A 22,106-nucleotide genomic window follows, 5' to 3' on the forward strand; every position below is an offset into this window, starting at 1 on the left:
CCGGGTCACCCGGACGCGCCGCCGGTGAAGTGCCAGGAGGACAGACGCAGCGCGGGTGCCTCGTACCAGGAACCGTCGACCCGGCCCGGCTGACGCACCGCCGCCCGGCCCAGGCCGAGCACCCGGCCCGGGCCCAGCGCCCGGGGGTACGACTCGGTGAACCGGAAGTCGCGCACCGCCCGGGTCGGCACGCCGTCCTCGACCAGCCACACCCCGTTGCGGGTCAACCCGGTGACCACGAGCTGCTTCGGGTCCAGCACACGGGTGTACCAGAAGTCGCTCACCAGCAGCCCTCGCCGCATCCCGGCCACCAGCGCGGCGGTGTCCGGGTCGCCGACCGCCCCGGTCACGCCCGCGCTCACCGGCCCGGCGGCCGACTCCACGCCGGCGTCGGCACCTGCCGCCAGCAGGCGGATGTTGTGCGGGATCGGGCCGAACGTCGCGCTGCCCGGCATGCCGTGCCCGGTCGATGGGGTGCCCGCTTCGGCGCCGCCGCGCCTGTCGTACGCCAACGACCCGGTGGTGCCGCCCTCCACCAGCGGCAACGCCCGCCGCGGCGTGCCCTCCAGATCGAACGGCAGCGTACTGGTGTGCAGCGGGTCGTCCACCAGCGTCACAGCCGGGTCGAACTGCGCCGTACCGGGCTCGGCGAAGGACTGCCGCTCGGCGTACCGCTTGCCGTTGAAGCCGTACCAGGCCAGGTTCTGCAGCAGGTCGGCGACGGCTGCCGGTTCGAGCACCACCTCGTAGCGCCCGGGCGGCAGCTCGACCGGGTCGGCCGCGGCGCGCGCCTTCGCCGCCGCGCGGGCACCCAGCGCCGCGCCGTCGAGGTCGGCCAGCCGGTCGGCGCCGAGCCGCGCGACCCCGTCGGCGCCGCCGGCCCGGGCGATGCCGTCCATCGCCGCCTCGGCCGCCCGGCCCACGGCCGTGTGGCCGGCCGAGTTGGCGAACGCCCCCGACCGGTATCCGGTGCGGCAGTAGCCCGCCGCCTCCAGCCCGTCGACCGCGTCCACGAACGCGCGTACCCGCTCGGCCCGCTCGTCGGGCGAGGCGAAGGCGGTCGCCTCGTCGACGGCCGCGCCCGACGGCACGGGCACCGGTGCGGTGAGCCCCGGCCAGGCCGGGTCGGGCGGCGCGAGCCGGGCCGCCGCCCGGGTCCGCTCGACCAGGGCGGCCAGCCCGTCGGCCTCGACCCGGCTGCCGCTGCCGGTCGCGGTCCGCCCGTCCACGTGCAACCGCAGGTGTACGGAGACACCGGTCTCGGACACGTTCTGGTGGATGAACGAGTTGGCGAACCGGGTCAGCGCCAGGTCGGAGCGGGTCACCAGCACCTCGGCCTCGGCACCCGGACCGGCCGTACGCCGGACCAGGTCCACCACCCCGGCGGCGATCTCCAGCTCGGCGCTCACGCTGCGCTCGCTCATGCCCGCACCCCCACCCGGACGCCGCGGAACCGGGCCGGCGCGGCCGGGTGACCGGTGTGCCCGACCTGACCGGGCTGCCCCTTCCCGCAGTTGGGCGTGCCCCAGGCGACCGTCTCCGAGGAGAGCATGTCCATCGAGCGCCAGAAGACCGGCCCGATGCCGGTGTAGGTCGGGTTGCGCAGCATCCGCCCCCGGCGGCCCTTCTTCACCTCCCAGCCGACCTCGCAGCCGAACTGGAAGTTGAGCCGCTTGTCGTCGATCGACCAGGACCGGTTGATGTCCATCAGCACCCCGTCGTCGGTCGCCTCGATGATCTCGTCGAGCGTGTGCGGGCCGGGTTCCAGGCCCACGTTCGTCATCCGCACCATCGGCAGCCGGGCCCAGCCGTCGGCCCGTACGCTGCCGCCGTAGTCCAGGCCGGCGACGGCGGCCGAGTCACGGCCGGCGAGCACCCCGACCCACCGCCCCTCGCGGACCGCGTCCCGGGCGACCGCCGGCGAGCCCTCGTCGTCGTAGCCGAAGCTGCCCAGCGCGCCCGGGATGGTCGGGTCGATTGTGACGTTCATCAGCTCGGAGCCGTAGCGCAGCGAGCCGAGGCGGGCCAGGTCGAGCCAGGACGTGCCGGCGAACGCCGCCTCCCAGCCGAGGATGCGGTCCAGCTCGATGGCGTGCCCGACCGACTCGTGGATCTGCAACGCGAGCTGCTCGCCGCCGAGGATCAGGTCGGTCTCGCCGGCCGGGCAGGGCGGCGCGGTGAGCAGTTCGCGGGACTCCTCGGCGATCCGCGCGGCGTGCGCGGCCAGGTCGAGCGAGGTGACCAGCTCCCAGCCGGTGGTGCCGTACTGCCCGCGGTAGCTCGGGTAGGACCGCCGCTGGGTCTCGCCGGCACCGATCGAGGTGGCCGAGATGCCGCCGCCGCACTCCCGGATGCGCTGGTCGATCCGGTGGCCCTCGCTGGAGACGAACCACTTCGAGGTGTCCCAGATCTGGTAGAGCCCCTCGGCGAGGTCGGCCCCGTGCTCGCGCATCGTCGTGGTGGCGCGGACCAGCAGGTCGCCCTTGTCCGACAGCGGCACCCCGAGCGGGTCGACGACGCAGTCCGAGGCCCAGCTCGCCACCGTCGCCTCGACCGGTACCAGGTCGATCGGCGGGCCGGGGACCCGCGCGCTCGCGGTGGCGATCGCCGCGGCGCGCCGGCCGGCGTCGCGGGCCGCCGCGTCGGACAGATCGGGTACGGCGTGGAAGCCCCACCCCGATCCGACAAGCGCGCGTACGCCCAGCCCGATGCTCTCCTCCTGGCTCAGCTCCTCGATGTCGCCGTTGCGTGCCGACATCGACTCGTAGCGGCGGTGCATGACGCGGGCGTCGGCGTAGCGGGCGCCCGCGTCGAGGGCGGCCTGGACGGCGGCGGTCGCCGCGTCGAACTCGCTCATGCCGGCACTCCGTTGCCCTGCTGACGCTCGCTCATGCGCCGACCCTAGGCCAGTGCACCGAAATCCGTCAGGCGAGCAGACCCTCAGGCCGGATCGTCGCGTGGACCGGATCCGTCAGCTCCAGCACCTCGCCGGCCTTCGTGACGGACCGCTCGACATAGTGCGCTCCTTGCCGCTGGTAAAGGTGCATCGTCAGGGTTTCCTGGTCGACAAGGAGATACCACTCGATGCCGGCGGCAGCGTAGTAGTGCATCTTGAGCACCTTGTCCGTGGCGGCGTTGCTCGGGGAGATGATCTCGCACACCAGCCGGACGCTGCTCGCCTCGATCACGGGAACCCGAAGATCAATGTCGTCGACAATGGCGAGGTCGGGGATCGGAATGCGGCCCGGCCTGAGCCGGACGTTCACCGCTTCCAGTACGCGAAGCCCGGCTTGGCGCACCGGTGCCCGGAGTGCGGCCCGCAGCTCACCGGAGATGTTCTGGTGCAGCGGGGTGGGACCTGGGGTCACGTAGAGGCTCCCGTCGAAGAATTCGACGCGTTCCTGCGTCTCGCCGAGAGCGAGGTACTCCTCTTCGGTCCACGGGCCGTCGTGGCCGAACACCGCCGCGGTCATGGTCACCTCCACCTCGTGCTGGTGAGAATCCTTCCCTGATCGCCACGACCATCGTCGCACGACGGGTGCGACGATGAGGCGACCACGGCCAGTCGCGGATGTGGATGTCCCAGGTGACGGGCGTGCGAGACGGAAACCCAGTCGTTACGCTCAGGCCGCTGACAGGCCGCTCGATGTAGCTTATTTTCGCCTCTGGGGATTTCCTGTAGGTTCTCTTCATCACCGAAGGGGAGGCGGTCAATGGGCAGGTCGGAGGCGGTGCCGTCCGGGGAGCCGGACCGCCCGGAGGTGCCGGAGCAGCGCTCCGGCGACGGGCCCTATCTCCAGGTCAGGGACCTGCGGGTGCGGTTCGACACCGAGGACGGTGTGGTGCGGGCGGTGGACGGGGTGTCGTTCGCTGTCGAGCGGGGTCGCACGCTGGGGATCGTGGGGGAGTCCGGTTCCGGTAAGAGCGTCACGTCGCTGGCGATCCTGGGTTTGCACAACGCGAAGCGCACGGCCATCTCGGGGGAGATCTGGGTGGGTGGGCGTCAGCTGGTGGGGTTGGGTGAGGAGGAGGTGCGGCGGCTGCGGGGCCGGGACATGGCGATGATCTTTCAGGATCCGTTGTCGGCGTTGCATCCGTACTACTCGGTGGGTAGGCAGATCGCGGAGGCGTACCGGGTGCATCACCCGAGGGCCGGGAAGCGGGAGGCCCGCAGCCGGGCGGTGGACATGCTGGGGCGGGTCGGCATCCCGCAGCCGGCGAAGCGGTTCGAGCAGTATCCGCACGAGTTCTCCGGTGGGATGCGGCAGCGCGCGATGATCGCGATGGCGCTTGTGAACGACCCGGATCTGCTGATCGCCGACGAGCCGACCACGGCCTTGGATGTGACGGTGCAGGCGCAGATCCTGGACCTGCTGGCCGATCTGCAGGAGGAGTTCCGGTCGGCGATCGTGTTGATCACCCACGATCTGGGTGTGGTGTCGCAGGTGGCTGATGACGTGTTGGTGATGTATGCGGGTCGGGCGGTGGAGCACGGGAGTGTGCAGCGGGTGTTGCGGGCGCCGCAGCATCCGTACACGTGGGGGTTGTTGTCGAGTGTGCCGTCGTTGCACGGCGACGCCGACGCGGACCTGGTGCCCATTCCGGGTAACCCGCCCAGTCTGATCAACCTGCCGTCGGGGTGCGCGTTTCATCCGCGCTGCCGGTGGGCCGATGTCAACGGCGACCGGTCCCGCACCGAGGTTCCCGAGCTGGGCCCGGCGGGGGCGGCAGGGCACCTGGTGGCCTGCCATCTGTCGGCGGGGGATCGGGAGCGGATCTACCGCGACGAGGTCGCCCAGGTGGGGGTGGCCAGATGAGCACCGAGACCGAGCCGCTGCTGTCGGTGCGCGGTCTGACGAAGCACTTCCCCGTCCGGCAGGGCCTGCGTGCCACGGGTGCGGTGCGGGCGGTGGACGGGCTGGACTTCGACGTGCGCCCGGGCGAGACCCTCGGGCTGGTGGGGGAGTCCGGGTGTGGGAAGACCACGACCGGGCGGATGCTCGTTCGGCTGCTGGAGCCGACCGCCGGGTCGATCGCGTTTGCCGGGCGGGACATCACGCACGCGAAACGTGGTGAGCTGCGCGGGTTGCGGCAGGACCTGCAGATCATCTTCCAGGACCCGTACGCGTCGTTGAACCCCCGACACACGGTCGGGCGGATCGTGGCGATGCCGTTGCAGGTCAACCGGATCACCCCACCCGGCGGCGTCAAACACCGCGTCCAGGAACTCCTCGAACTGGTCGGGTTGAATCCGGAGCACTACAACAGGTACCCGCACGAGTTCTCCGGCGGGCAACGCCAACGCATCGGCATCGCCCGCGCCCTCGCCCTGAAACCGAAACTCATCGTCGCCGACGAACCCGTCTCGGCGCTGGACGTGTCGATCCAGGCGCAGGTCATCAACCTGCTGCGCAGCCTGCAACGCGACCTGGACCTGGCGTTCGTGTTCATCGCCCACGACCTGGCCGTCATCCGGCACTTCTGCCACCGCGTCGCCGTCATGTACCTCGGCAAGATCGTCGAGATCGGCGACCGCGACACCATCTACACCCACCCTCAGCACCCCTACACCAGGGCCCTGCTGTCCGCCATCCCCGACGTCACCACTCTCGGACCCGCCGGCCGCATCCGCCTCACCGGCGACGTCCCGACCCCACTCAACCCGCCATCGGGCTGCCGCTTCCGCACCCGCTGCTGGAAAGCCACCGACCACTGCGCCACCGAAGAACCGGCGCTGACCACGCGGGACGGCGGCGGGCAGCTCACCGCCTGCCACTACCCGGAGAGCGGACCGGTCGGCGTGCCGACCGGCGAACCCGTGGAGGTGTCGAAATGAGCCTGTCGCCGGTCGAGGGCGTCGCGCTCGCCGAGATCGAGTCCCCCGGTGAGGGCGACGAAAGCGGTAAGAAGGAGTTCGTCGGCCGGTCACCCGGCCAGCTCGCCCTCGCGCGGCTCAAGCGGGACCGCACCGCGCTGATCAGCGGCGGTCTGCTGGTGTTCTTCGTCCTTGTCGCGCTCGCGGTGCCGCTCATCGAGGCGCTGTACGGGGTGGGACCGAAGGAGCAGTTCCAGAACCGCCTCGACGGCTACGGCATGCCGCTGGGCTACGCCGGTGGGGTGACCGGGGAGCACTGGTTCGGGCTGGAGCCCGGCCTCGGCCGGGACATCTTCATCCGGATGGTGCACGGGCTGCGGACATCGCTGTTCATCGCGTTCGCCGCCGCCGTGCTGACCGCGGTGATCGGCGTGACGCTCGGAACGCTCGCCGGCTACCTGGGCGGCTGGCTGGACACCGTGATCAACTGGATCACCGACCTGACCCTGGCGATGCCGTTCCTGATCATCGCGCTGGCCCTGATGCCGACCGTCGCGCTGCGCTTCTACGGCCAGCGCGAGGCCGTGCCGGCGTACTTCCAGATCGGTGTGCTCATCGCGATCTTCGCCCTGTTCGGCTGGACCGGGACGGCCCGGCTGGTCCGGGGCCAGATCATCGCGCTGCGGGAGCGCGAGTTCGTGGAGGCGGCGCGGGCCAGCGGCGCCGGTCTCGGGCACATGCTGTTCCGCCAGTTGCTGCCGAACGCCTGGGCGCCGATCCTGGTCGCCTTCTCGCTGGCGGTGCCGCAGTACATCACCAGCGAGGCCGCGTTGTCGTTCATCGGCGTCGGCCTCACCGACGAGACGCCGAGCTTCGGCCGCATGATCTACCGCAGTCTCGACTACCTGCAGACCGACCCGGCGTACGTCTTCTTCCCGGGCATCACCATCTTCGCGCTCGTGTTCGCCTTCAACCTCTTCGGTGACGCGCTGCGCGACGCGCTCGACCCGAAGTCGTCCCGGTAGGAGGCCGGTCCATGACGCGATTCCTCATCCGCCGGCTGCTGTCCGCCGCGCTCACGCTGTTCGCGGTGAGCGTGCTCAGCTTCCTGATGTTCTTCGCGCTGCCGCGCGACCCGGTCACCGGCATGTGCCCGAAGAACTGCAACCCGGAGCGACTGGAGCGGGTCCGCCAGGAGCTGGGCCTGCGTGATCCGCTGATCAGCCAGTACGCCGGCTACATGAAGGGCATCTTCACCGGCCGGGACCTGGGCAGCGCCCAGGGCGGTCGGTGCGACGCCCCCTGCCTCGGCTGGTCGTACGTGTCGAACGAGGCGGTCTCGGACACCATCGCCCGGGTGCTGCCGGTGACGCTGAGCATCGTCATCCCGGCCGCCATCCTGTGGCTGCTGCTCGGCGTCGGACTGGGCATGCTCTCGGCGCTGCGCCGGGGCAGCTGGCTGGACCGGGCCGCGATCGGCTTCTCGCTGACCGGCGCCTCGTTGCAGCTCTACTTCGTCGGCGCGGTGCTGCTCATCGTCTTCGTCTACAACCTGCGCCTGCTGCCGGTGCCGAGCTACACCTCGCTGTTCGAGAACCCGCTGAAATGGACGAGCGGGCTGGTCCTGGCCTGGGTGGCGCTGGCGTTCCTCTTCTCCGCGATCTACGCGCGACTGTCCCGGGCGCAGATGCTGGAGACACTGTCGGAGGACTTCGTCCGGACCGCGCGGGCGAAGGGCCTGGCCAAACGCAAGGTGTACGGCCGGCACGCGCTGCGCGCCGCGATCACACCGGTGGTGACGATCGCCGGTCTGGACGTGGGCGGGGCGCTGGGCGGCACGGTGATCACCGAGACGACCTTCGGTCTGAACGGGATGGGGCGTACCGCTGTCGACGCGGTCCGCTCGGGGGACCTGCCGACGATCATGGCGACCGTGCTGATCGCGGCGGTCTTCGTGGTGCTGGCGAACGTGGTCGTGGACCTGCTCTACGCGGTGATCGACCCGCGGGTACGGCTCGGCTGAACCGCGACGAAATTTATCGACAACTGTTACCCAAGTTGTAGTTTTTCTTCTTTACGATCCTCGGGACGTCGGCGGATGCGCTCGGCGCACGGGTGGAGGAGGTAGGACATGCGACCACGCGCAGCGGCCGCCGCTGGCGGTGCCATCGCACTGGTTGTGGCACTCGGTGCCTGCTCGGAGAACACGGGCGAGGGCACCAAGGTGGACACCAACCGGCAGCAGACAGGGGTCATCGCGACCGACCCGAAGGACTCGCAGGGGCCGGCCGCCGAGATCGACGGCGCGGCCAAGGGCGGGACGTTCACCATCATCCGGGAGACCCCCATCTCCCACCTGGACCCGCAGCGGACGTACTCGTTCGCCGGCCTGATGGCCAACCCGCTCTTCGCCCGCTACCTGACCACCTGGAAGGACGACGGCAAGGGTGGCCTGGTCCTCGTGGGTGACCTGGCCGAGACCCCGGGCAAGAACGTCAACAACGACTGCAAGGTCTGGGAATTCACGATCAAGGACGGGGTGAAGTTCGAGGACGGGAGCCCGATCACCTCCAAGGAGATCGCCTACGGCATCGCCCGCTCCTTCGACCCGGACCTCACCGGCGGCCCCACCTACATCCAGGAGTGGCTGGCCGACACCGCGCAGTACGACACCAAGTGGGACTTCAAGAAGAACAAGACGTCGCTGCCGCCGGGCCTGACCACGCCGGACGACAAGACGCTGCGCTTCGAGTTCGCCAAGCCCCGCTGCGACCTGCCGTTCGCGGTCTCGCTGCCCACCACGGCGCCGCTCAAGCCGGAGAAGGACACCGGGGTCAACCTCGACCAGAAGCCCTTCTCGTCCGGCCCGTACAAGATCGCCAAGAACCAGGTCGGGGTCCAGCTCACGCTCGACCGCAACCCCAACTGGGACGCGAAGACCGACCCGGTGCGGCACCAGTACCCGGACCAGTTCGTGTGGAGCTTCGGGCCGACCGCCGACGCCGCGAACAACCGGGTGATCGCGGACAACGGCGCCGACCAGAGCGCGCTGGCGTTCAACTCGGTGCCCGCCTCGCTCGTGGCCAAGGTGGCCGGTGACCCGGCGCTGAAGTCCCGGACGCTGCTGTCCCCGACCCCGAGCGCCAACCAGCTCGTGATCAACACCCAGCGGGTCAAGGACCTGAAGATCCGCCAGGCGCTGAACTACGCGATCGACCGCGAGGGCCTGGTCAAGGCGCTCGGTGGCCAGACCGTCGCGCAGCCGATCACCACGCTGATGCCGCCGTCGACCATCGGCTACAAGGCGTACGACGCGTACCCGGCGGGCGCCAACGGCAACGTGGAGAAGGCCAAGGAGCTGCTCGGCGGCCAGACGCCGGAGCTGGTGCTCGGTGTCGCCGACAACACGACCGAGCAGGCGGAGGCGGTCCAGCTCAAGGGCAACCTGGAGCGCGCCGGCTTCAAGATCACCGTCCGGAACATCCCGGACGACGCGAAGCTGGACGAGGTCAAGAAGAAGAACAACCCCTGGGACCTGTACATCGGCAACTGGGCGGCGGACTGGCCCAGCGGCGCGTCGATCCTGCCGGTGCTCTACGACGGCCGGACCATCAAGGCCGAGGGCAACAGCAACCAGTCGTACTTCAACGACGACGCGATCAACGCCGAGATGGACCGGATCCTGGCGCTGCCGCCGTCCGAGCAGGGCCCGGAGTGGGGCAAGCTCGATGAGCGGATCATGAAGGAGCACGCGCCGGTGGTGCCGCTCTACGTGGACGTGGCGTACAACGTGCACGGGTCCAAGGCGGGCGGGGTGTTCATCTCCTCCGTGTTCGGCTACCCGAACTTCGTCAACGCGTACGTCAAGCAGTAGCCGTAGGCGAAGGAAGGGCCCCTTGTTAACGCGCGGCGTTAATAGGGGGCCCTTCCTCTACCGCAGGCGTTAATAAGGGGCCCTTCCTTACAAGTAGCGGCGGAGGAAGTCGAGCTCCAGCCGGAGCAGGCGCTCGGACACCCCGCCGGCGGCCAGGTGGCTCGCGCCGGTCAGCGGCAGCACCGCGTGCGGACGCCCGGTGGACAGCAACGCCGCGGACAGCCGCAGCGTGTGCGCGGCCAGCACGTTGTCGTCGGCCAGGCCGTGCACCAGCAGCATCGGCCGGGCCTGCGCCGGGTCGCCGAGCGGCTCGGCGGCCAGCTCGATCAGCGAGTGGTGGGCGTAGATGTCCATCCCGTCATCGGGCATGCCGAGGTAGCGCTCGCTGTACGCGGTGTCGTACAGCGCCCAGTCGGTGACCGGCGCGCCCACGATCGCGCACTTGAACAGCTCCGGGTGACGCAGCACCGCGAGCCCGGCCAGCCAGCCGCCGAACGACCAGCCGCGTACCGCCACCCGTTCCAGGTCCAGATCCGGGTGCTTGTCGGCGAGCGCGGTGAGCGCGTCCACCTGGTCGGTGAGGATCACGTCGGCGACCCGGCGGTGGATCGCCTTCTCGAACGACGGCGCGATGCCCGGGGTGCCCCGGTTGTCGATGGTGACCACCGCGAAGCCCTGCTCGGCCCACCACTGCCGTTCCAGCCAGGCACCGCGGGCCGCCACCACCTCCTGATGGCCGGGCCCGCCGTAGACGTCCAGCAGCACCGGCAGCCGGGTGCCCTTGACGTGCTCGGCCGGGTAGAGCACCGCGCTGGGCAGTCGCCTGTCGGTCACCCGGACCATCGTCGGCCGCGGCGCGTACGAGCTGGTGGCGGCGAACGAGCGCAGCTCACCCGCCTCGCGGTCCCCGTGCCACACCCGCCAGCGGACCCCGGCGTGCTCCAGCGACGCGATGCCCACCGCCAGCGTGGACCCGCCGATCGAGGCGGTGTGCCAGCCGGGGTCGCTGCCCATCCGGCGGGCGTCCATGCCGCCGCCGATGGTGGTCCGCACCCGGTAGAGGTGGCGCTGGCTCGGCTCGCCCTCGCTCGCCTCCACCAGCAGGTCCGCCGCCGCGTTCGGGCCGTTCGGCAGCCGCCCGACGACCCGCCGCACGTACAGCGACGGCGGGGTGAGCAGTGTGCCGTCGGCGAACAGGCAGCGGGCGTCGTACCCGTCGTGGGCCAGTTCGCCGCCGACCAGCACCCGCCCGTCGGGCAGGTGTGCCGGGGTACCGGGGATGGGCTCCACCCAGCGCGGGTCGGCCAGCTCAGCGTGCACCTGCGTCTCCCCGGTGCGCGGGTCCACCGCGAGCACCAGGCCGTGCTGCTGCGAACGGCGCAGCACGGTGATCAGCGGCCCGCCCTCGGTCCAGTCGACGGAACTCAGGTACGGGTAGGTCTCGCGGTCCCAGTGCACGTCGACCCAGCCGCCGTCGAGGTCGAGCAGGTGCAGGCTGACCTCCGCGTTCGGCCCGCCCGCCACGGGGTACGCGAGCGACGTCGGCGGGCTCGCCGGGTCGGCCGGGTCGTGCAGGTACCAGCGTTCCAGGCGGGACTCGTCGACCCGGGCGGCCAGCACGCTGCGCCCGTCCGGCGCCCACCAGTAGCCCCGGTAGCGGTGGAACTCCTCGGCTGCGATGTGCTCGGCCAGCCCCCAGGTGACGCCGCTGTCCTCGCCGGCGAGCAGGTTGTCCGTGCCGTCCGGCTCGACCACCCGCAACTGGCCCCGGCGCACCCCTTCGGCGGCGTCGGTGACGTACGCGAGCCGCTCACCTGCCGGGTCGGGGCGCGGGTCGATCACCGGCCCGACCGCTGTCACCTCGACCACGTCGCCGTGCACCAGGTCGGCCCGGAACAGCCGCCCGGCCAGCGCGAACGCGGCGACCCGGCCGGCCGAGTCCAGCGCGTACGAGCCGATGCCGCCGGAGCTGAGCCGCAACCGCTCGCGCAGCGCCCGCTCGCCGGGGGCGAGACGGGCCGGCTCGGCGTCGGCGCCCAGCAGCACCGCCGGGTCCGCGACCAGTCGTTCCTCGCCGCTGTCGACGTCGAGCAGCCAGAGCGCGTCGGCCGGGTCCTCCGGTCCCGCGGAACGCAGGAAGATCACCCGGGCGCCGTCGCCCGCGACGGTGACGGCACGCGGCGCCCCGTGGCTGAACCGACGGGTACGGGCGGCCAGCTCGGGAAAGTCCACGCCTGCAGCGTAGGCGGGTGCCGGAGGTGATGTGGCCGACCTGGGCGGACGCATCACCGTCGAGCGGGCAGGACCGCCGGTTAGAGTGACGGGCGTGACGACGCTGCCCGACCGACGCCTCCTGCTGGTCCACGCGCATCCCGACGACGAGTCGATCGGCACCGGCGCGACGATGGCGCACTACGCCGCCACCGGCGCCCACGTCACGCTCGTGACCTGCACGCTCGGCGAGGAGGGCGAGATCCACGTCCCGGCGCTGGCCCAGCTCTGCGCGGCCGAGGCGGACCAGCTCGGCGGCTACCGGATCGGCGAGCTGGCGGCCGCCTGCGCCGCGCTCGGCGTGACCGACCACCGGTTCCTCGGCGGCGCGGGCCGCTACCGCGACTCCGGCATGATGGGCATGGCCACGAACGAGCACCCGCGCGCGTTCTGGCAGGCCGACCTGGACGTCGCCGCCGGATATCTGGTGGACGTCATCCGCGAGGTCCGCCCCCAGGTGCTCGTCACGTACGACCCGGACGGCTTCTACGGCCACCCCGACCACATCCAGGCGCACCGGGTGGCGATGCGGGCGGTCGAGCTGGCCGCCGCCGAGGGGATCGCCCCGGCGAAGGTCTACTGGACGGCCATGCCGCGCAGTGTGCTCGACGCCGGCCTGGAGACGTTCACCGAGTCGTCGGACAACCCGTTCGCCGGCATCGAGAGCGCCGACGAGCTGCCGTTCGGCACGCCGGACGCGGAGATCGCCGCCCGGATCGACGGCACCGACCAGCACGCCGCCAAGGAGGCGGCGATGCGCGCCCACGCCACCCAGATCCCGGCGAACTCCTGGCTCTACTCGATCGCCGGCAACTTCGGCGGCGAGTTCATGGGTGTCGAGTACTTCACGCTCGCGGTCGGCGAGAAGGGGCCGGGCCACGGCCCGTACGGCTGGGAGGACGACCTCTTCGCCGGGATCGCCCTGGACACGCCGGAGCGCTCCCCGGTCGCGGCGGCCGGTCTCCGGTGACGCTGCCGGCCGTACCCGTGTCGACACTTGCCGAGCAGCCGCCCGAGGCCGCGCCGCCGAGCCGGGCGGAGCGGGCGCTGGACCGCGCGCTGCGGCTGACCGGCGGCGTGGTGACGGTCTGGGCCGGCGTCCTGCTCGCGCTGCTCGAACTGATCGTCGCGACCTGGGCCTGGAGTGTCGTGCAAGGGCTCTCCGGCGCGGCGCAGGCGCTGGTCGGGATCGGGGCGGCGGTCGTCGGGGTTCCCGCCGTGGTGGCGGCGACGGTGCTGCTGGGCTCGTACGCGCACCGGTCGACAGGAGGCCGGTGGGCGATCGTGCTGGCCGCTCTGCCGTGGTTCGTGGTGATCGTGGCGGGTGGTGTCCGTACCGTCGAGGGTGATCTCGGGCTGGTCGGCGACAACGTGCTCGGCCTCGCGCTGATCGTGACCGGGGCGGTCACGTTCGCGGTGGTGGGCTTCCGGCACCTGGTGACGCCGCCGCCTGGCCGGTGAGGTGCTGACGCCGCACAGGCGGCGATGGTAGACATTCCTGCCAGAGGCCCGCCGAGGGAGCGGGCGGTACGGCGGGAGGCGTGCGATGGGTCAGCGGTGGCGTGCGGTAGCTGTGCTGGCGGCCGCGTTGTTCGGGGTGAACGTGGTGGCCCGGCTGGTCATCAGATTCGCGTTCCCGGGCGACGACACCGCCTCGGGCCGCGTCTCGCTCGCCATGTTCCTGGTCATCGGGCTGATCCTGGCCGGCACCGCCTTCCGGTGGGGCGCCGACCGGCCGCTGGGCCGGTGGGCCGGTGACCTGGCCGCCGCGGTCGCGGTCGCGCTGGCGCTCACCGTGTTCGTCGGCCCGCTGCTGGTCGGGGAGAACCCGTTCGGCGGCGGCGCGGGCCTGTTCTTCGCCCAGATCTGGCTCTATCTCGCTGCGACCGCGGCGGGCGTGCTGGTCGGCTACCTGATCCTCACCGCGCTGGGGCGGGACTACCGGTCCCGCCAGCTCAAGCGGTACGCCGAGATGAAGCGCACCCGGCCCCGCCGGATCGTCCGGCGCTGACCGGAGCGCCGCTCAGGCCGCCGGGGCCACCCGGGTCAGGTAGGTGTGGTGGGTGGTGAAGCCGAGCCTGCGGTAGAGCGCGACGGCGCCGGTGTTGCTCTGCTCGACCTGGAGGAAGGCGTGGCCGGCGCCCTCGGCGGCGCCCCAGCCGGCCAGGGCGCGTACGACAGCGGCGGCGAATCCGCGCCGACGCGCCTCGGGCAGCACTTCGAGCAGGCTGACGCCGAGCCAGCGGCCTTCGCCGGTCACCGTCCCCCGGCCGATGGCGAGCACCCGGCCGTCGACGCGCAGCTCGGCGAAGCGGACCCGCTCGACGGCGGTGAGGACGTGCCGCGCGGCGTCCGGCAGGCCGCCCTTGCGGCTGGCGGAGATGGCCAGCCAGTCGTCGGTGGGCGCGCCGCCCAGAGTCACCGGCGGCGTGCCGTCCGGGCCGGCGAGCGGCGGCGTGTCGGCGAGCCCGGCGTCCGGCGGCGCGGCCAGGGCGCGCAGCGGGACGGTCTGCACGAGCACCGGGGGCCGGGCCGTCCAGCCGCGCGCGTCCAGTTCGGCGCCGACCGGGGCGGCCAGCGGCAGTGGGGTGTTCACCAGGGCGGTGCCGCCGCGCTCGGCGTACCAGCGCTGCACCGCGTCCAGCGCGGCGGGCAGCGGGCGGTCCGGGTCGCCGACCGGTAGCGCGCTGTTCGCCCGGCCGGTCCAGCCGTCGGCCCAGCGCAGCCGCCAGTCGCCGAGCCGTCCGCGTACCGGCGCGGGCCACGCCTCGTCGGCGGCCAGCTCCAGCGCGACCACGGCGGCGGCGGTGGGCCGCCGGGCCGGCGGCACCCGCTTGGCCCGGTGCACCTCGGCCACCGGTACGCGCAGCGGACCGGCGTCGGTGGAGAGGGTGATGTGGGTCTCGCTGAGCTCCACGAGCTCGCCGAGCGCGTCGGAGAACAGCGTGCGGCCCTCGCGAATCCCCACAATCCGGCGGACCACGATCCGGTGTCCCACGTCCTGCTGTCGGAGCACGATCGACCCCCTCCCCGGCGAGATACTAGGCTCTTACCGTTGCGGGTGATCGCGACGAGTCTGCGGAGGAGAAGACCGGTGACCTACATCATCGCCGAGCCGTGCGTGGATGTGCTCGACAAGGCATGCATCGAGGAGTGCCCGGTCGACTGCATCTACGAGGGCAATCGGATGCTCTACATCCACCCCGACGAGTGCGTCGACTGTGGTGCCTGCGAGCCGGTCTGCCCGGTCGAAGCGATCTTCTACGAGGACGACGTCCCGGAGCAGTGGAAGGACTACACCGGGGCCAACTACGAGTTCTTCGAGGACCTGGGCTCGCCCGGTGGCGCCTCGAAGATCGGCAAGGTGGAGAAGGACGCCACCTTCGTCGCCGCGCAGCCGCCGCGCGGCGAGGGCCACTGAACCGGCGCTCGCCGGTCTCGGCACGGCTGCCCGACTTCACCTGGGACACCCTGGACGCCGCGGCCACCACGGCTGCGGCGCATCCGGGCGGTCTCATCAACCTGTCGATGGGCACGCCGGTCGACCCGGTGCCAGAGCTGATCCGCCAGGCCCTGGCCGACGCGTCGAACGCGCCGGGCTACCCGCTGACCGCCGGTACGCCCGCCCTGCGGGACGCGATCGCGGCGTGGGTCGCGCGGGCCTGCGGCGCGGGCGTGGACGGCCTGGGCGTGCTGCCGACGATCGGCTCCAAGGAGCTGGTGGCCTGGCTGCCCACGCTGCTCGGGCTCGGTCCCGGTGACGTGGTGGTGGTGCCGTCGGTCGCCTACCCGACCTACGAGGACGGGGCCCGGCTCGTCGGCGCGACCACGGTACGCACCGACTCACTGACCGCGCTGGGCCCGGATCCCCGGGTCCGCCTGGTCTGGGTCAACTCGCCGGGCAACCCGACCGGCCGGGTGCTGCCCGCCGCCCACCTGCGCAAGGTGGTCGAGTGGGCGCGCGAGCGCGGTGCGGTGGTCGCCAGCGACGAGTGCTACCTGCCGCTGGGCTGGGACGCCGAGCCCGTCTCGGTGCTGTCGCCCGAGGTGTGTGGCGGCTCGTACGACGGTGTGCTGGCGGTCCACTCGCTGTCCAAGCGTTCCAACCTGGCCGGATACCGGGCCGGGTTCGTCGCCGGTGACCCGGCGCTGGTGGCCGAGCTGCTCAAGATCCGCAAGCACGCGGGGCTGATCGTGCCGGCCCCGGTGCAGGCCGCCATGGTGGCCGCGCTCGGCGACCAGGAGCACGCCGACGCCCAGCGGGAGCGCTACCGCGTCCGCCGGGAGAAGCTGCGCGCGGCGTTCACCGGCGCGGGCTTCACCGTCGAGCACTCGGAGGCCGGGCTCTACCTGTGGCTCACCCGGGACGAGGACTGCTGGGAGACCGTCGAGTGGCTGGCCCGCCGGGGCATCCTGGTGGCCGCCGGTGTCTTCTACGGCCCGGCCGGCGCCCGGCACGTCCGGGTGGCGCTCACCGAGTCCGACGAGCGCGTCGACGCGGTGGCCGGGCGGCTCGCCGAGGCCTGACATGGCGGGCGAGCTGGCGCGGGCGGCGGTGGTCGGCACCGGGCTGATCGGCGGCTCGGTGCTGCTGCGGCTGCACGAGGCGGGTGTCGACGTGGCCGGCTGGGATCCCGATCCGGTGGCCCGCCGGCAGGTCCGCGACCGGGGCGTCGAGGCGCCCGGCACGGTCGAGGAGGCAGTCACCGGGCGGGACGTGGTGTTCCTCTGCGGCCCGCTGCCCACGCTGCCGGCGACGCTGGCCCAGGTCGCCGCCGTCACCGACGACGGGTGCGTGCTCACCGACGTGGGCAGCGTCAAGGCCGAGGTGAGCACCGCCGCCACCGTGCTGGGGCTCGGGCACCGGTTCGTGCCGGGCCACCCGATGGCCGGCGCGGACCGGGCCGGAGTTGGCGCCGCCGGCCCGGACCTGCTCGACGGCGCCGCCTGGGTGCTCTGCCCGGGGCCGACCGGCCTGGGCGCGTTCCGGCGGCTGGCGGTGCTGCTGGTGGACGTCTTCCACGCCCGGGTGGTGCCGATGTCCGCCCCGGAGCACGACGGCGCCGCCGCGCTCGCCTCGCACGTACCGCACGTGCTGGCCGGCGCGCTGGCCGGCACCGTGCACCGGTCGGCGTTGCGGGACGCGGTGTTGACGCTCGCCGCCGGCAGCTTCTCCGACGGCACCCGGGTCGCCGGCGGACCACCCGAGCGGACCGCGAACATGCTGCTCGGCAACCGGGACCGCGTCCTCGCCGAACTGGACGCGCTCGGCGCGTTCCTGCACGACCTGACCGAGGCGCTGCGCGGCGGCGACGCGGGTGCGCTGGCGGACCGGTTCGCCGAGGGGCGGGACGTCCGCGCGACGCTGCGGGCCCGGACGTTCACCACGCACCGGCGGGAGTTCCCGGCCGACGACGACCACGCGGGCGAGCTGGCGTACCTGCGGGAGCTGGGCGCGGCGGGCGGCCACCTGAGCGAGGTGCGGGAGGCGGCGGGCGCGGTCACCTACATGGGGCACCTGCCGGCCACCCCGCCGTTAGGCTGAGCGGCATGGCTGACGCACCGGTCGTGGCGGTACGCGGTGAGGCGTACCGGGAGGTGGCTCCCGAGCTGGCCCGGTTCACCGTGACGGCGACGGCGACGGCGCGGGACCGGGACCGGGAGACCACGCTGACCCGGCTGGCCGAACGGGCCGCCGCGGTGCGCGCGCTGCTCGACGCGGCCGGGCCCGTGGTGGAGCGCCGGGAGACCGGCCAGGTCCACGTCTGGCCGGTGACGAAGCGCTCCGGCGAGCGGGTGGTGGCCTACCAGGGCAGCGTGAGCACCACAGTGACGACCACCGACTTCACCGCGCTCGGCGAGCTGATGCTCCGCCTGGCCGACCAGGAGCAGGTCGAGGTGGCCGGGCCGGTGTGGTCGCTGCGTCCGGACAGCCCGGCCTACCGGGAGGCGCGGCAGGCCGCGATCGCCGACGCGCTGGTCCGGGCCCGGGAGTACGCCGAGGCGCTCGGCGCCCGGGTGATCGCGTTGCGGGAGCTGTCCGACACCGGGATGAGCGCCGGGCCGCCGATGATGATGGTCGGGGCGGCGTACTCGCGTTCCGCCGAGCCGGAGCGCGAACTGGAGCTGGACCCGGCGCCGCAGCCGGTGCAGGCGGCGGTCGAGGCGCGGTTCACCATCAGCGAGCCGGTGCTGGGCTGATGCCACCGGCGGAGGTGCTGCCGCTCGACGAGCTGGTCGCCCGAGCGCGGGCGCTGGCCGAGGCGGGTCCGCGTCAGCTGCTCGGCATCGCCGGCGCGCCCGGCGCGGGCAAGTCCACCCTGGCCGAACGGATCGTGGCCGCGCTCGGCCCGGTCGCCCGGCTGGTCCCGATGGACGGCTTCCACCTGGCCGGGTCGGAGCTGGCGCGGCTCGGCCGGGCCGACCGCAAGGGCGCGCCGGACACGTTCGACGTCAACGGCTTCGTCTCCGTGCTGCGCCGGTTGCGCCGGCTGGAACCGACGTCGGTGTGGGCGCCGGAGTTCCGCCGCGACCTGGAGGAGCCGGTCGCCGGGGCGATCGAGGTGCCGCCCGAGGTGCGCCTGGTGGTCACCGAGGGCAACTACCTGCTGCTGCGGGACGACCCGTGGGAGGAGGTGCGCACCCTCGTACACCAGATCTGGTTCCTGGACCTGGACGCGGAGCTGCGGCTGCGCCGGCTCACCGCCCGCCACGAGGCGTACGGGAAGTCGCCGGAGCAGGCCCGCGCCTGGGCGCTGGGCAGCGACGAGGAGAACGCCCGGCGAGTGGCCGGCACGGCCGGGCACGCCGATCTGGTGGTACGCCTGGCCGACCCACCGCAGGCGTGACGCCGGGTCAGCCGGTCCGCTGCCGGGGTGAGGGCACGGTGCGGCGCAGCAGCCGCGCCACCACCGCGCGCTCGCGGGTGAACTCCACCGCCTCCGGGTAGCCGCTGTGGCTGCGGATGGGCGGGTCGGCCACCTCGCCCCCGGACGGGTGCAGCGCCTCCGGGTCGGCCACCGGCACGTCCCGCTGACCGGCGCTGACCTGCCAGCCCAGCGGGTCGGTGTCCCGCCAGAAGTTCGTCCAGGCCACGTGCCCGCCGGGCCAGGTGAGCGCACCGGCCAGCGCCCGCAGTCGTTCCGGCCCGAAGTAGGACGGGAAGACCCGGCCGTAGAGCCGGGTGAGCTGACAGCCGTACGAAAAGAACCAGGTCCGCAGCCGCCACCGGCGGGGCAGTTGCAGCAGCACCGCGGCGCAGATGACGGTGCCCTGGCTGTGCCCGGAGAGGATGATGCCGTCCATCCGGTCGCCGTGGTGCGGCGGCAGCGCCAGCAGGCCCGCCACCCGGGTCTGGAGTTCCGGTACGGCGCGTTCGGCGTAGCTGGGCGGCGCGAGCGGATGGGCGGCCCGGGGCCAGAACGTGCACACGTCCCAGATCACGCCGACCGAGCGGCGTACCGAGTCGGTGCGGTAGACGAGCAGCCCGAGCGCCGCCATCACCACCGGCAGCCAGCCGAGGACGGCGTCGCCGCGTTCGGCGGTCCAGTGGATGGCGGTCTGCCAGCCGGACGGGGACAGCGGGCTGGGCCGTTCGCCGGACAGGGCGGCGGCGCAGCAGAGGGTGACAAGGATCGCGCAGAACGCGGCGTAGCAGCCCACCAGCCGTACCGCCTGCTCGCCGACCAGCCGGTGCAGCGCCCGGTACGTGCTGACGTCGCGGCAGCGCCGCAGGTCGTGCGCGGACAGCCCGGGTGTGTCGGCCAGCCGGGCGTACTCGACCCGGCGCAGGCGGTGCAGCAGGACGACGGCCCGGACCAGCAGCGCGATCAGCGCGGCCAGGCCGACCGCGCAGGCCAGCCCGGCCCAGAAGACGGCGAGCGGCGGCACGACCCGGCTCGGGCCGCTCGGCTCGGCCGACGCGTCGAGCCGGTCGCTGACCCAGTAGAGCAGCCCGGCGCAGTAGGCGACCGCCATCATCCAGCCGAACCCGGCGATGACCGCCGGGGCGCAGCCGCGCCAGGCGAGATCGGTGTACGCGCCGAGCGGCTGGGTCGGCACCGCCGGACGCAGGCGGGGCAGGAACAGCCCGGCGGTGGCCAGCGCGACGGCCGGACCGACCAGCATCCAGGTGTGCAGCTCGTCCGGCGCGGCGGGCAGCGCGGGCAGGCCGCGTTCGATCCAGGTCGCGCCGAGCGGCAGCAGCACCATCCCGGCGGCGGGCCCGGCCAGCGCCCGGCGGCCGGAGCGGTTCGCCGCGGCGATGGCGAGCAGCAACAGCACCTGGTACGCGACGAGCCAGGCGACCGCCGTGTCGTACCCGGGCAGGGACCGGTCGGCGTGGCAACCGGGGGTGTCCGGCTGCGCCGCGCATCCGTCCGGTGGACGGTACGTCGACAGCGGCTGCCCGGCCGCCCCCTCGGGGAGCAGCAGCAGGGCGAACGTGCCGATCAGGCCGAGGGCGGTGAGCGCCGCGACCGCCGCGCTCCACCGGCCGAGCGGGGTGGCGCCCTGACGCCGGCTCAGCCAGGGCCGGGCGACCGCGACCACGGCGATCACCACCACGGCGGCGAGCAGCGTCACTGTGGGCCAGGCGACGGCGGCCCGCACACCGCGCGGCGGGTCCATGATCAGCACCGCGACGACCGGTACGGCGGCGGCGCTGACCGCACCGGTGCACAGGTGCAGCACGGCGGCTCGGCGCAGTTGACCCTCCCCGTTCCAGAACGTCGGGTCCTGGAGCGGGTTCCGTGAGGGCTCACGCGGCGGTTCGACCGGTTCCCCGTCCGCCCGGGCCGGCGCGTGGTGGTGCGGATCGGCGGGCATCTGGGCCTCGTACTGGTAGGTGCGGAAGGCGACGAGCCCGATCGCGGCCAGCACGAGCAGTGGCAGCAGCAGCCCGATCGCGAGAGCGCGGGTGCCCTCGCGCCACCAGGAGCCGCCGAGGAACTCCCACGGGCCGGGGATCTTGCGGAGGCAGTCCGTCTCGACGCACTGCCAGCCGACGAGGTCCACGCCGACGCCGGTCACGGTGAGGACGAGCGTGCAGGTCAGGCTCAGGCAGAACAGGCGGATCAGCCAGGCGGTGATGCCGGACCGGCTGGCCCAGCGTTCCTGGTCCGGGTCCGGCGGGATGCCGTCGCGGGCGTGCAGCGCGACGTTCGCCAGGGCGAAAGGGAGCATCAGCGTCCACAGCGCCCGTTCCACGTCCCGCCGGGTCCGCGCGCCGGAGGTCAACTGCCCCCAGCTGTACGCCTCGACGGTGATCGGGTCGTCCCGGCCCGCCGCGCTGGACCGGAAGAAGCCGGTGGTCTGACCGCCGGCGACCAGCGTTGGTTGCGCACCGTCACCGTTGATGCCGGCGTTCAGACCGAGCAGCTGGTCCGGCGGGGTGTTGGAGACCCCGTGCACCCGCAGTTCGAGGACCCGTTCCATCGTGCCTCCCGGTAAACGTGCTACTACCCAGAGTGCGCGACGGGCCGGGAATCCGCATCCGCTGGAACGGTTGTTCCCGCAGCTCAGGACGGTTGAGCCAGGCTCCTGATCGGACGAGCGGGGTTACCTACCGCGACCACGTTCGCCGGCAGGTCGCGGGTGACCACCGCGCCCGCGCCGACCACCGTGTTCTCGCCGATGGCCACGCCGGCCAGGACGATCACGCCCCCGCCGAGCCAGACGTTGTCACCGATGGTGATGGGTAGGGCCGATTCCCATTTGGCCCGGCGTGCCTCCGGCTCCACCGGGTGCGTGGCGGTGAGCAGTTGCACGTTCGGTCCGATCTGGACGTCGGCGCCGATGGTGATGCGGGCGACGTCGAGGAAGACCGCGTTGAAGTTGACGAACGTCCGCGGGCCGATGTGCGTCTGGTACCCGTAGTCGCAGTACAGCGGTGGCCGGACCCAGGCGTCCTCGCCGAGTGAGCCGAGCAGTTCCCGCAGCGCGGCGAGGCGGCCGGGCGGGTCGTCGGCGGAACTGCGGTTGAACCGCTCGCTGAGCCGGGCCGCGCGCTCCAGGTCGGCGATGATCGCCGGATCGTCGGCGATGTACGGCTCGCCGGCCAGCATCCGGTCCTTCATGGAGGTCATCGTTCGATCGTCCCGGCCGGGCCGGGGACGCGGTGCCGGTTCCGTCGGATCGGCGACTTCC

General features: G+C 72.8%; 20 protein-coding genes. 13 read left to right on the forward strand and 7 right to left on the reverse strand.

The features are described 5' to 3' along the window. Window positions 1-5: 5 nt before the first annotated feature. The 3 genes from O7604_RS13725 to O7604_RS13735 all read right to left on the reverse strand — a co-directional run bounded on the left by O7604_RS13725 (window position 6) and on the right by O7604_RS13735 (window position 3,473). Entirely contained in the window at window positions 6-1,424 is a 1,419-nt protein-coding gene (locus tag O7604_RS13725; protein ID WP_281579795.1) for a metallopeptidase TldD-related protein, read from the reverse strand. Then, window positions 1,421-2,857 (reverse strand): TldD/PmbA family protein, encoded by a 1,437-nt coding sequence (locus O7604_RS13730; protein ID WP_281579796.1) that lies wholly within the window; start codon window positions 2,855-2,857, stop codon window positions 1,421-1,423. The genes O7604_RS13725 and O7604_RS13730 overlap by 4 nt, the downstream gene beginning before the upstream one ends. Window positions 2,858-2,924: 67 nt before the next feature. After that, entirely contained in the window at window positions 2,925-3,473 is a 549-nt protein-coding gene (locus tag O7604_RS13735; protein WP_281579797.1) for a Uma2 family endonuclease, read from the reverse strand. 240 nt (window positions 3,474-3,713) lie between these two features. Between O7604_RS13735 and O7604_RS13740 the strand changes: the two genes are divergently transcribed. The 5 genes from O7604_RS13740 (at window position 3,714) to O7604_RS13760 (ending at window position 9,689) form a co-directional block, all read left to right on the forward strand. Next, window positions 3,714-4,817, forward strand: coding sequence for an ABC transporter ATP-binding protein (locus tag O7604_RS13740; RefSeq protein WP_281579798.1), 1,104 nt, complete (start codon window positions 3,714-3,716; stop codon window positions 4,815-4,817). Further along, complete coding sequence (locus O7604_RS13745; protein WP_281579799.1) at window positions 4,814-5,836, forward strand: dipeptide ABC transporter ATP-binding protein; 1,023 nt, start codon at window positions 4,814-4,816, stop codon at window positions 5,834-5,836. The genes O7604_RS13740 and O7604_RS13745 overlap by 4 nt, the downstream gene beginning before the upstream one ends. Next, window positions 5,833-6,840, forward strand: a complete 1,008-nt coding sequence (locus O7604_RS13750; protein ID WP_269704141.1) for an ABC transporter permease — start codon at window positions 5,833-5,835, stop codon at window positions 6,838-6,840. The genes O7604_RS13745 and O7604_RS13750 overlap by 4 nt, the downstream gene beginning before the upstream one ends. Before the next feature lie 11 nt (window positions 6,841-6,851). Next, window positions 6,852-7,838 (forward strand): ABC transporter permease, encoded by a 987-nt coding sequence (locus tag O7604_RS13755; RefSeq protein ID WP_269704143.1) that lies wholly within the window; start codon window positions 6,852-6,854, stop codon window positions 7,836-7,838. Between the two features lie 108 nt (window positions 7,839-7,946). Beyond that, window positions 7,947-9,689: an ABC transporter substrate-binding protein gene (locus O7604_RS13760; protein ID WP_269704144.1), complete on the forward strand. Its 1,743-nt coding sequence runs from the start codon at window positions 7,947-7,949 to the stop codon at window positions 9,687-9,689. An 87-nt stretch (window positions 9,690-9,776) separates the two neighbouring features. On the opposite strand, the gene O7604_RS13765 is transcribed toward O7604_RS13760, so the two are convergent. Further along, entirely contained in the window at window positions 9,777-11,921 is a 2,145-nt protein-coding gene (locus tag O7604_RS13765) for a prolyl oligopeptidase family serine peptidase (protein WP_281579800.1), read from the reverse strand. Window positions 11,922-12,006: 85 nt separating this feature from the next. On the opposite strand from O7604_RS13765, the gene mshB reads away from it, so the two are divergent. The 3 genes from mshB (at window position 12,007) to O7604_RS13780 (ending at window position 13,971) form a co-directional block, all read left to right on the forward strand. Then, window positions 12,007-12,930 carry an N-acetyl-1-D-myo-inositol-2-amino-2-deoxy-alpha-D-glucopyranoside deacetylase gene (mshB, locus tag O7604_RS13770; protein WP_281579801.1) on the forward strand — a complete coding sequence of 308 codons (924 nt, stop codon included), beginning with the start codon at window positions 12,007-12,009 and terminating at the stop codon, window positions 12,928-12,930. Between the two features lie 17 nt (window positions 12,931-12,947). Next, window positions 12,948-13,421, forward strand: a complete 474-nt coding sequence (locus tag O7604_RS13775) for a hypothetical protein (protein WP_281579802.1) — start codon at window positions 12,948-12,950, stop codon at window positions 13,419-13,421. An 85-nt stretch (window positions 13,422-13,506) separates the two neighbouring features. Continuing rightward, a complete protein-coding gene (locus tag O7604_RS13780; RefSeq protein WP_281579803.1) occupies window positions 13,507-13,971 on the forward strand; it encodes a hypothetical protein in 465 nt (154 codons plus the stop codon). A gap of 12 nt (window positions 13,972-13,983) precedes the next feature. Here the strand turns inward: O7604_RS13780 and O7604_RS13785 are convergent, their stop codons facing one another. Next, window positions 13,984-14,976 (reverse strand): GNAT family N-acetyltransferase, encoded by a 993-nt coding sequence (locus O7604_RS13785; RefSeq protein WP_281579804.1) that lies wholly within the window; start codon window positions 14,974-14,976, stop codon window positions 13,984-13,986. Window positions 14,977-15,054: 78 nt separating this feature from the next. On the opposite strand from O7604_RS13785, the gene fdxA reads away from it, so the two are divergent. From fdxA to O7604_RS13810, 5 genes are read left to right on the forward strand one after another with little or no spacing between them, the layout of a single operon-like run. Continuing rightward, window positions 15,055-15,381, forward strand: a complete 327-nt coding sequence (gene fdxA, locus O7604_RS13790; RefSeq protein ID WP_007464872.1) for a ferredoxin — start codon at window positions 15,055-15,057, stop codon at window positions 15,379-15,381. Further along, complete coding sequence (dapC, locus tag O7604_RS13795; protein WP_281579962.1) at window positions 15,378-16,487, forward strand: succinyldiaminopimelate transaminase; 1,110 nt, start codon at window positions 15,378-15,380, stop codon at window positions 16,485-16,487. Before fdxA ends, dapC begins: the two co-directional genes overlap by 4 nt. Window position 16,488: 1 nt before the next feature. After that, window positions 16,489-17,505 (forward strand): prephenate dehydrogenase/arogenate dehydrogenase family protein, encoded by a 1,017-nt coding sequence (locus tag O7604_RS13800; RefSeq protein WP_281579805.1) that lies wholly within the window; start codon window positions 16,489-16,491, stop codon window positions 17,503-17,505. Window positions 17,506-17,510: 5 nt separating this feature from the next. After that, window positions 17,511-18,161, forward strand: coding sequence for an SIMPL domain-containing protein (locus O7604_RS13805; RefSeq protein ID WP_281579806.1), 651 nt, complete (start codon window positions 17,511-17,513; stop codon window positions 18,159-18,161). Then, on the forward strand, window positions 18,161-18,808 hold the full coding sequence (locus O7604_RS13810; RefSeq protein WP_281579807.1) for a nucleoside/nucleotide kinase family protein: 648 nt from the start codon (window positions 18,161-18,163) through the stop codon (window positions 18,806-18,808). Before O7604_RS13805 ends, O7604_RS13810 begins: the two co-directional genes overlap by 1 nt. Window positions 18,809-18,815: 7 nt before the next feature. Here the strand turns inward: O7604_RS13810 and O7604_RS13815 are convergent, their stop codons facing one another. Together O7604_RS13815 and O7604_RS13820 are read right to left on the reverse strand one after the other, a co-directional pair. Then, entirely contained in the window at window positions 18,816-21,395 is a 2,580-nt protein-coding gene (locus tag O7604_RS13815) for a hypothetical protein (RefSeq protein WP_281579808.1), read from the reverse strand. A gap of 83 nt (window positions 21,396-21,478) precedes the next feature. Further along, window positions 21,479-22,045 carry a sugar O-acetyltransferase gene (locus O7604_RS13820; RefSeq protein ID WP_281579809.1) on the reverse strand — a complete coding sequence of 189 codons (567 nt, stop codon included), beginning with the start codon at window positions 22,043-22,045 and terminating at the stop codon, window positions 21,479-21,481. Window positions 22,046-22,106 lie beyond the last annotated feature (61 nt).

It is taken from the genome of Micromonospora sp. WMMA1947 (assembly GCF_027497355.1).
Classification (GTDB): domain Bacteria; phylum Actinomycetota; class Actinomycetes; order Mycobacteriales; family Micromonosporaceae; genus Micromonospora.

Bases quoted from the DNA above. Each gene is read 5' to 3' on its own strand.
- O7604_RS13725 (WP_281579795.1), bottom strand. From the start codon at position 1,424: ATGAGCGAGCGCAGCGTGAGCGCCGAGCTGGAGATCGCCGCCGGGGTG.
- O7604_RS13730 (WP_281579796.1), bottom strand. From the start codon at position 2,857: ATGAGCGAGTTCGACGCGGCGACCGCCGCCGTCCAGGCCGCCCTCGAC.
- O7604_RS13735 (WP_281579797.1), bottom strand. From the start codon at position 3,473: ATGACCGCGGCGGTGTTCGGCCACGACGGCCCGTGGACCGAAGAGGAG.
- O7604_RS13740 (WP_281579798.1), top strand. From the start codon at position 3,714: ATGGGCAGGTCGGAGGCGGTGCCGTCCGGGGAGCCGGACCGCCCGGAG.
- O7604_RS13745 (WP_281579799.1), top strand. From the start codon at position 4,814: ATGAGCACCGAGACCGAGCCGCTGCTGTCGGTGCGCGGTCTGACGAAG.
- O7604_RS13750 (WP_269704141.1), top strand. From the start codon at position 5,833: ATGAGCCTGTCGCCGGTCGAGGGCGTCGCGCTCGCCGAGATCGAGTCC.
- O7604_RS13755 (WP_269704143.1), top strand. From the start codon at position 6,852: ATGACGCGATTCCTCATCCGCCGGCTGCTGTCCGCCGCGCTCACGCTG.
- O7604_RS13760 (WP_269704144.1), top strand. From the start codon at position 7,947: ATGCGACCACGCGCAGCGGCCGCCGCTGGCGGTGCCATCGCACTGGTT.
- O7604_RS13780 (WP_281579803.1), top strand. From the start codon at position 13,507: ATGGGTCAGCGGTGGCGTGCGGTAGCTGTGCTGGCGGCCGCGTTGTTC.
- O7604_RS13800 (WP_281579805.1), top strand. From the start codon at position 16,489: ATGGCGGGCGAGCTGGCGCGGGCGGCGGTGGTCGGCACCGGGCTGATC.
- O7604_RS13805 (WP_281579806.1), top strand. From the start codon at position 17,511: ATGGCTGACGCACCGGTCGTGGCGGTACGCGGTGAGGCGTACCGGGAG.
- O7604_RS13810 (WP_281579807.1), top strand. From the start codon at position 18,161: ATGCCACCGGCGGAGGTGCTGCCGCTCGACGAGCTGGTCGCCCGAGCG.
- O7604_RS13815 (WP_281579808.1), bottom strand. From the start codon at position 21,395: ATGGAACGGGTCCTCGAACTGCGGGTGCACGGGGTCTCCAACACCCCG.
- O7604_RS13820 (WP_281579809.1), bottom strand. From the start codon at position 22,045: ATGACCTCCATGAAGGACCGGATGCTGGCCGGCGAGCCGTACATCGCC.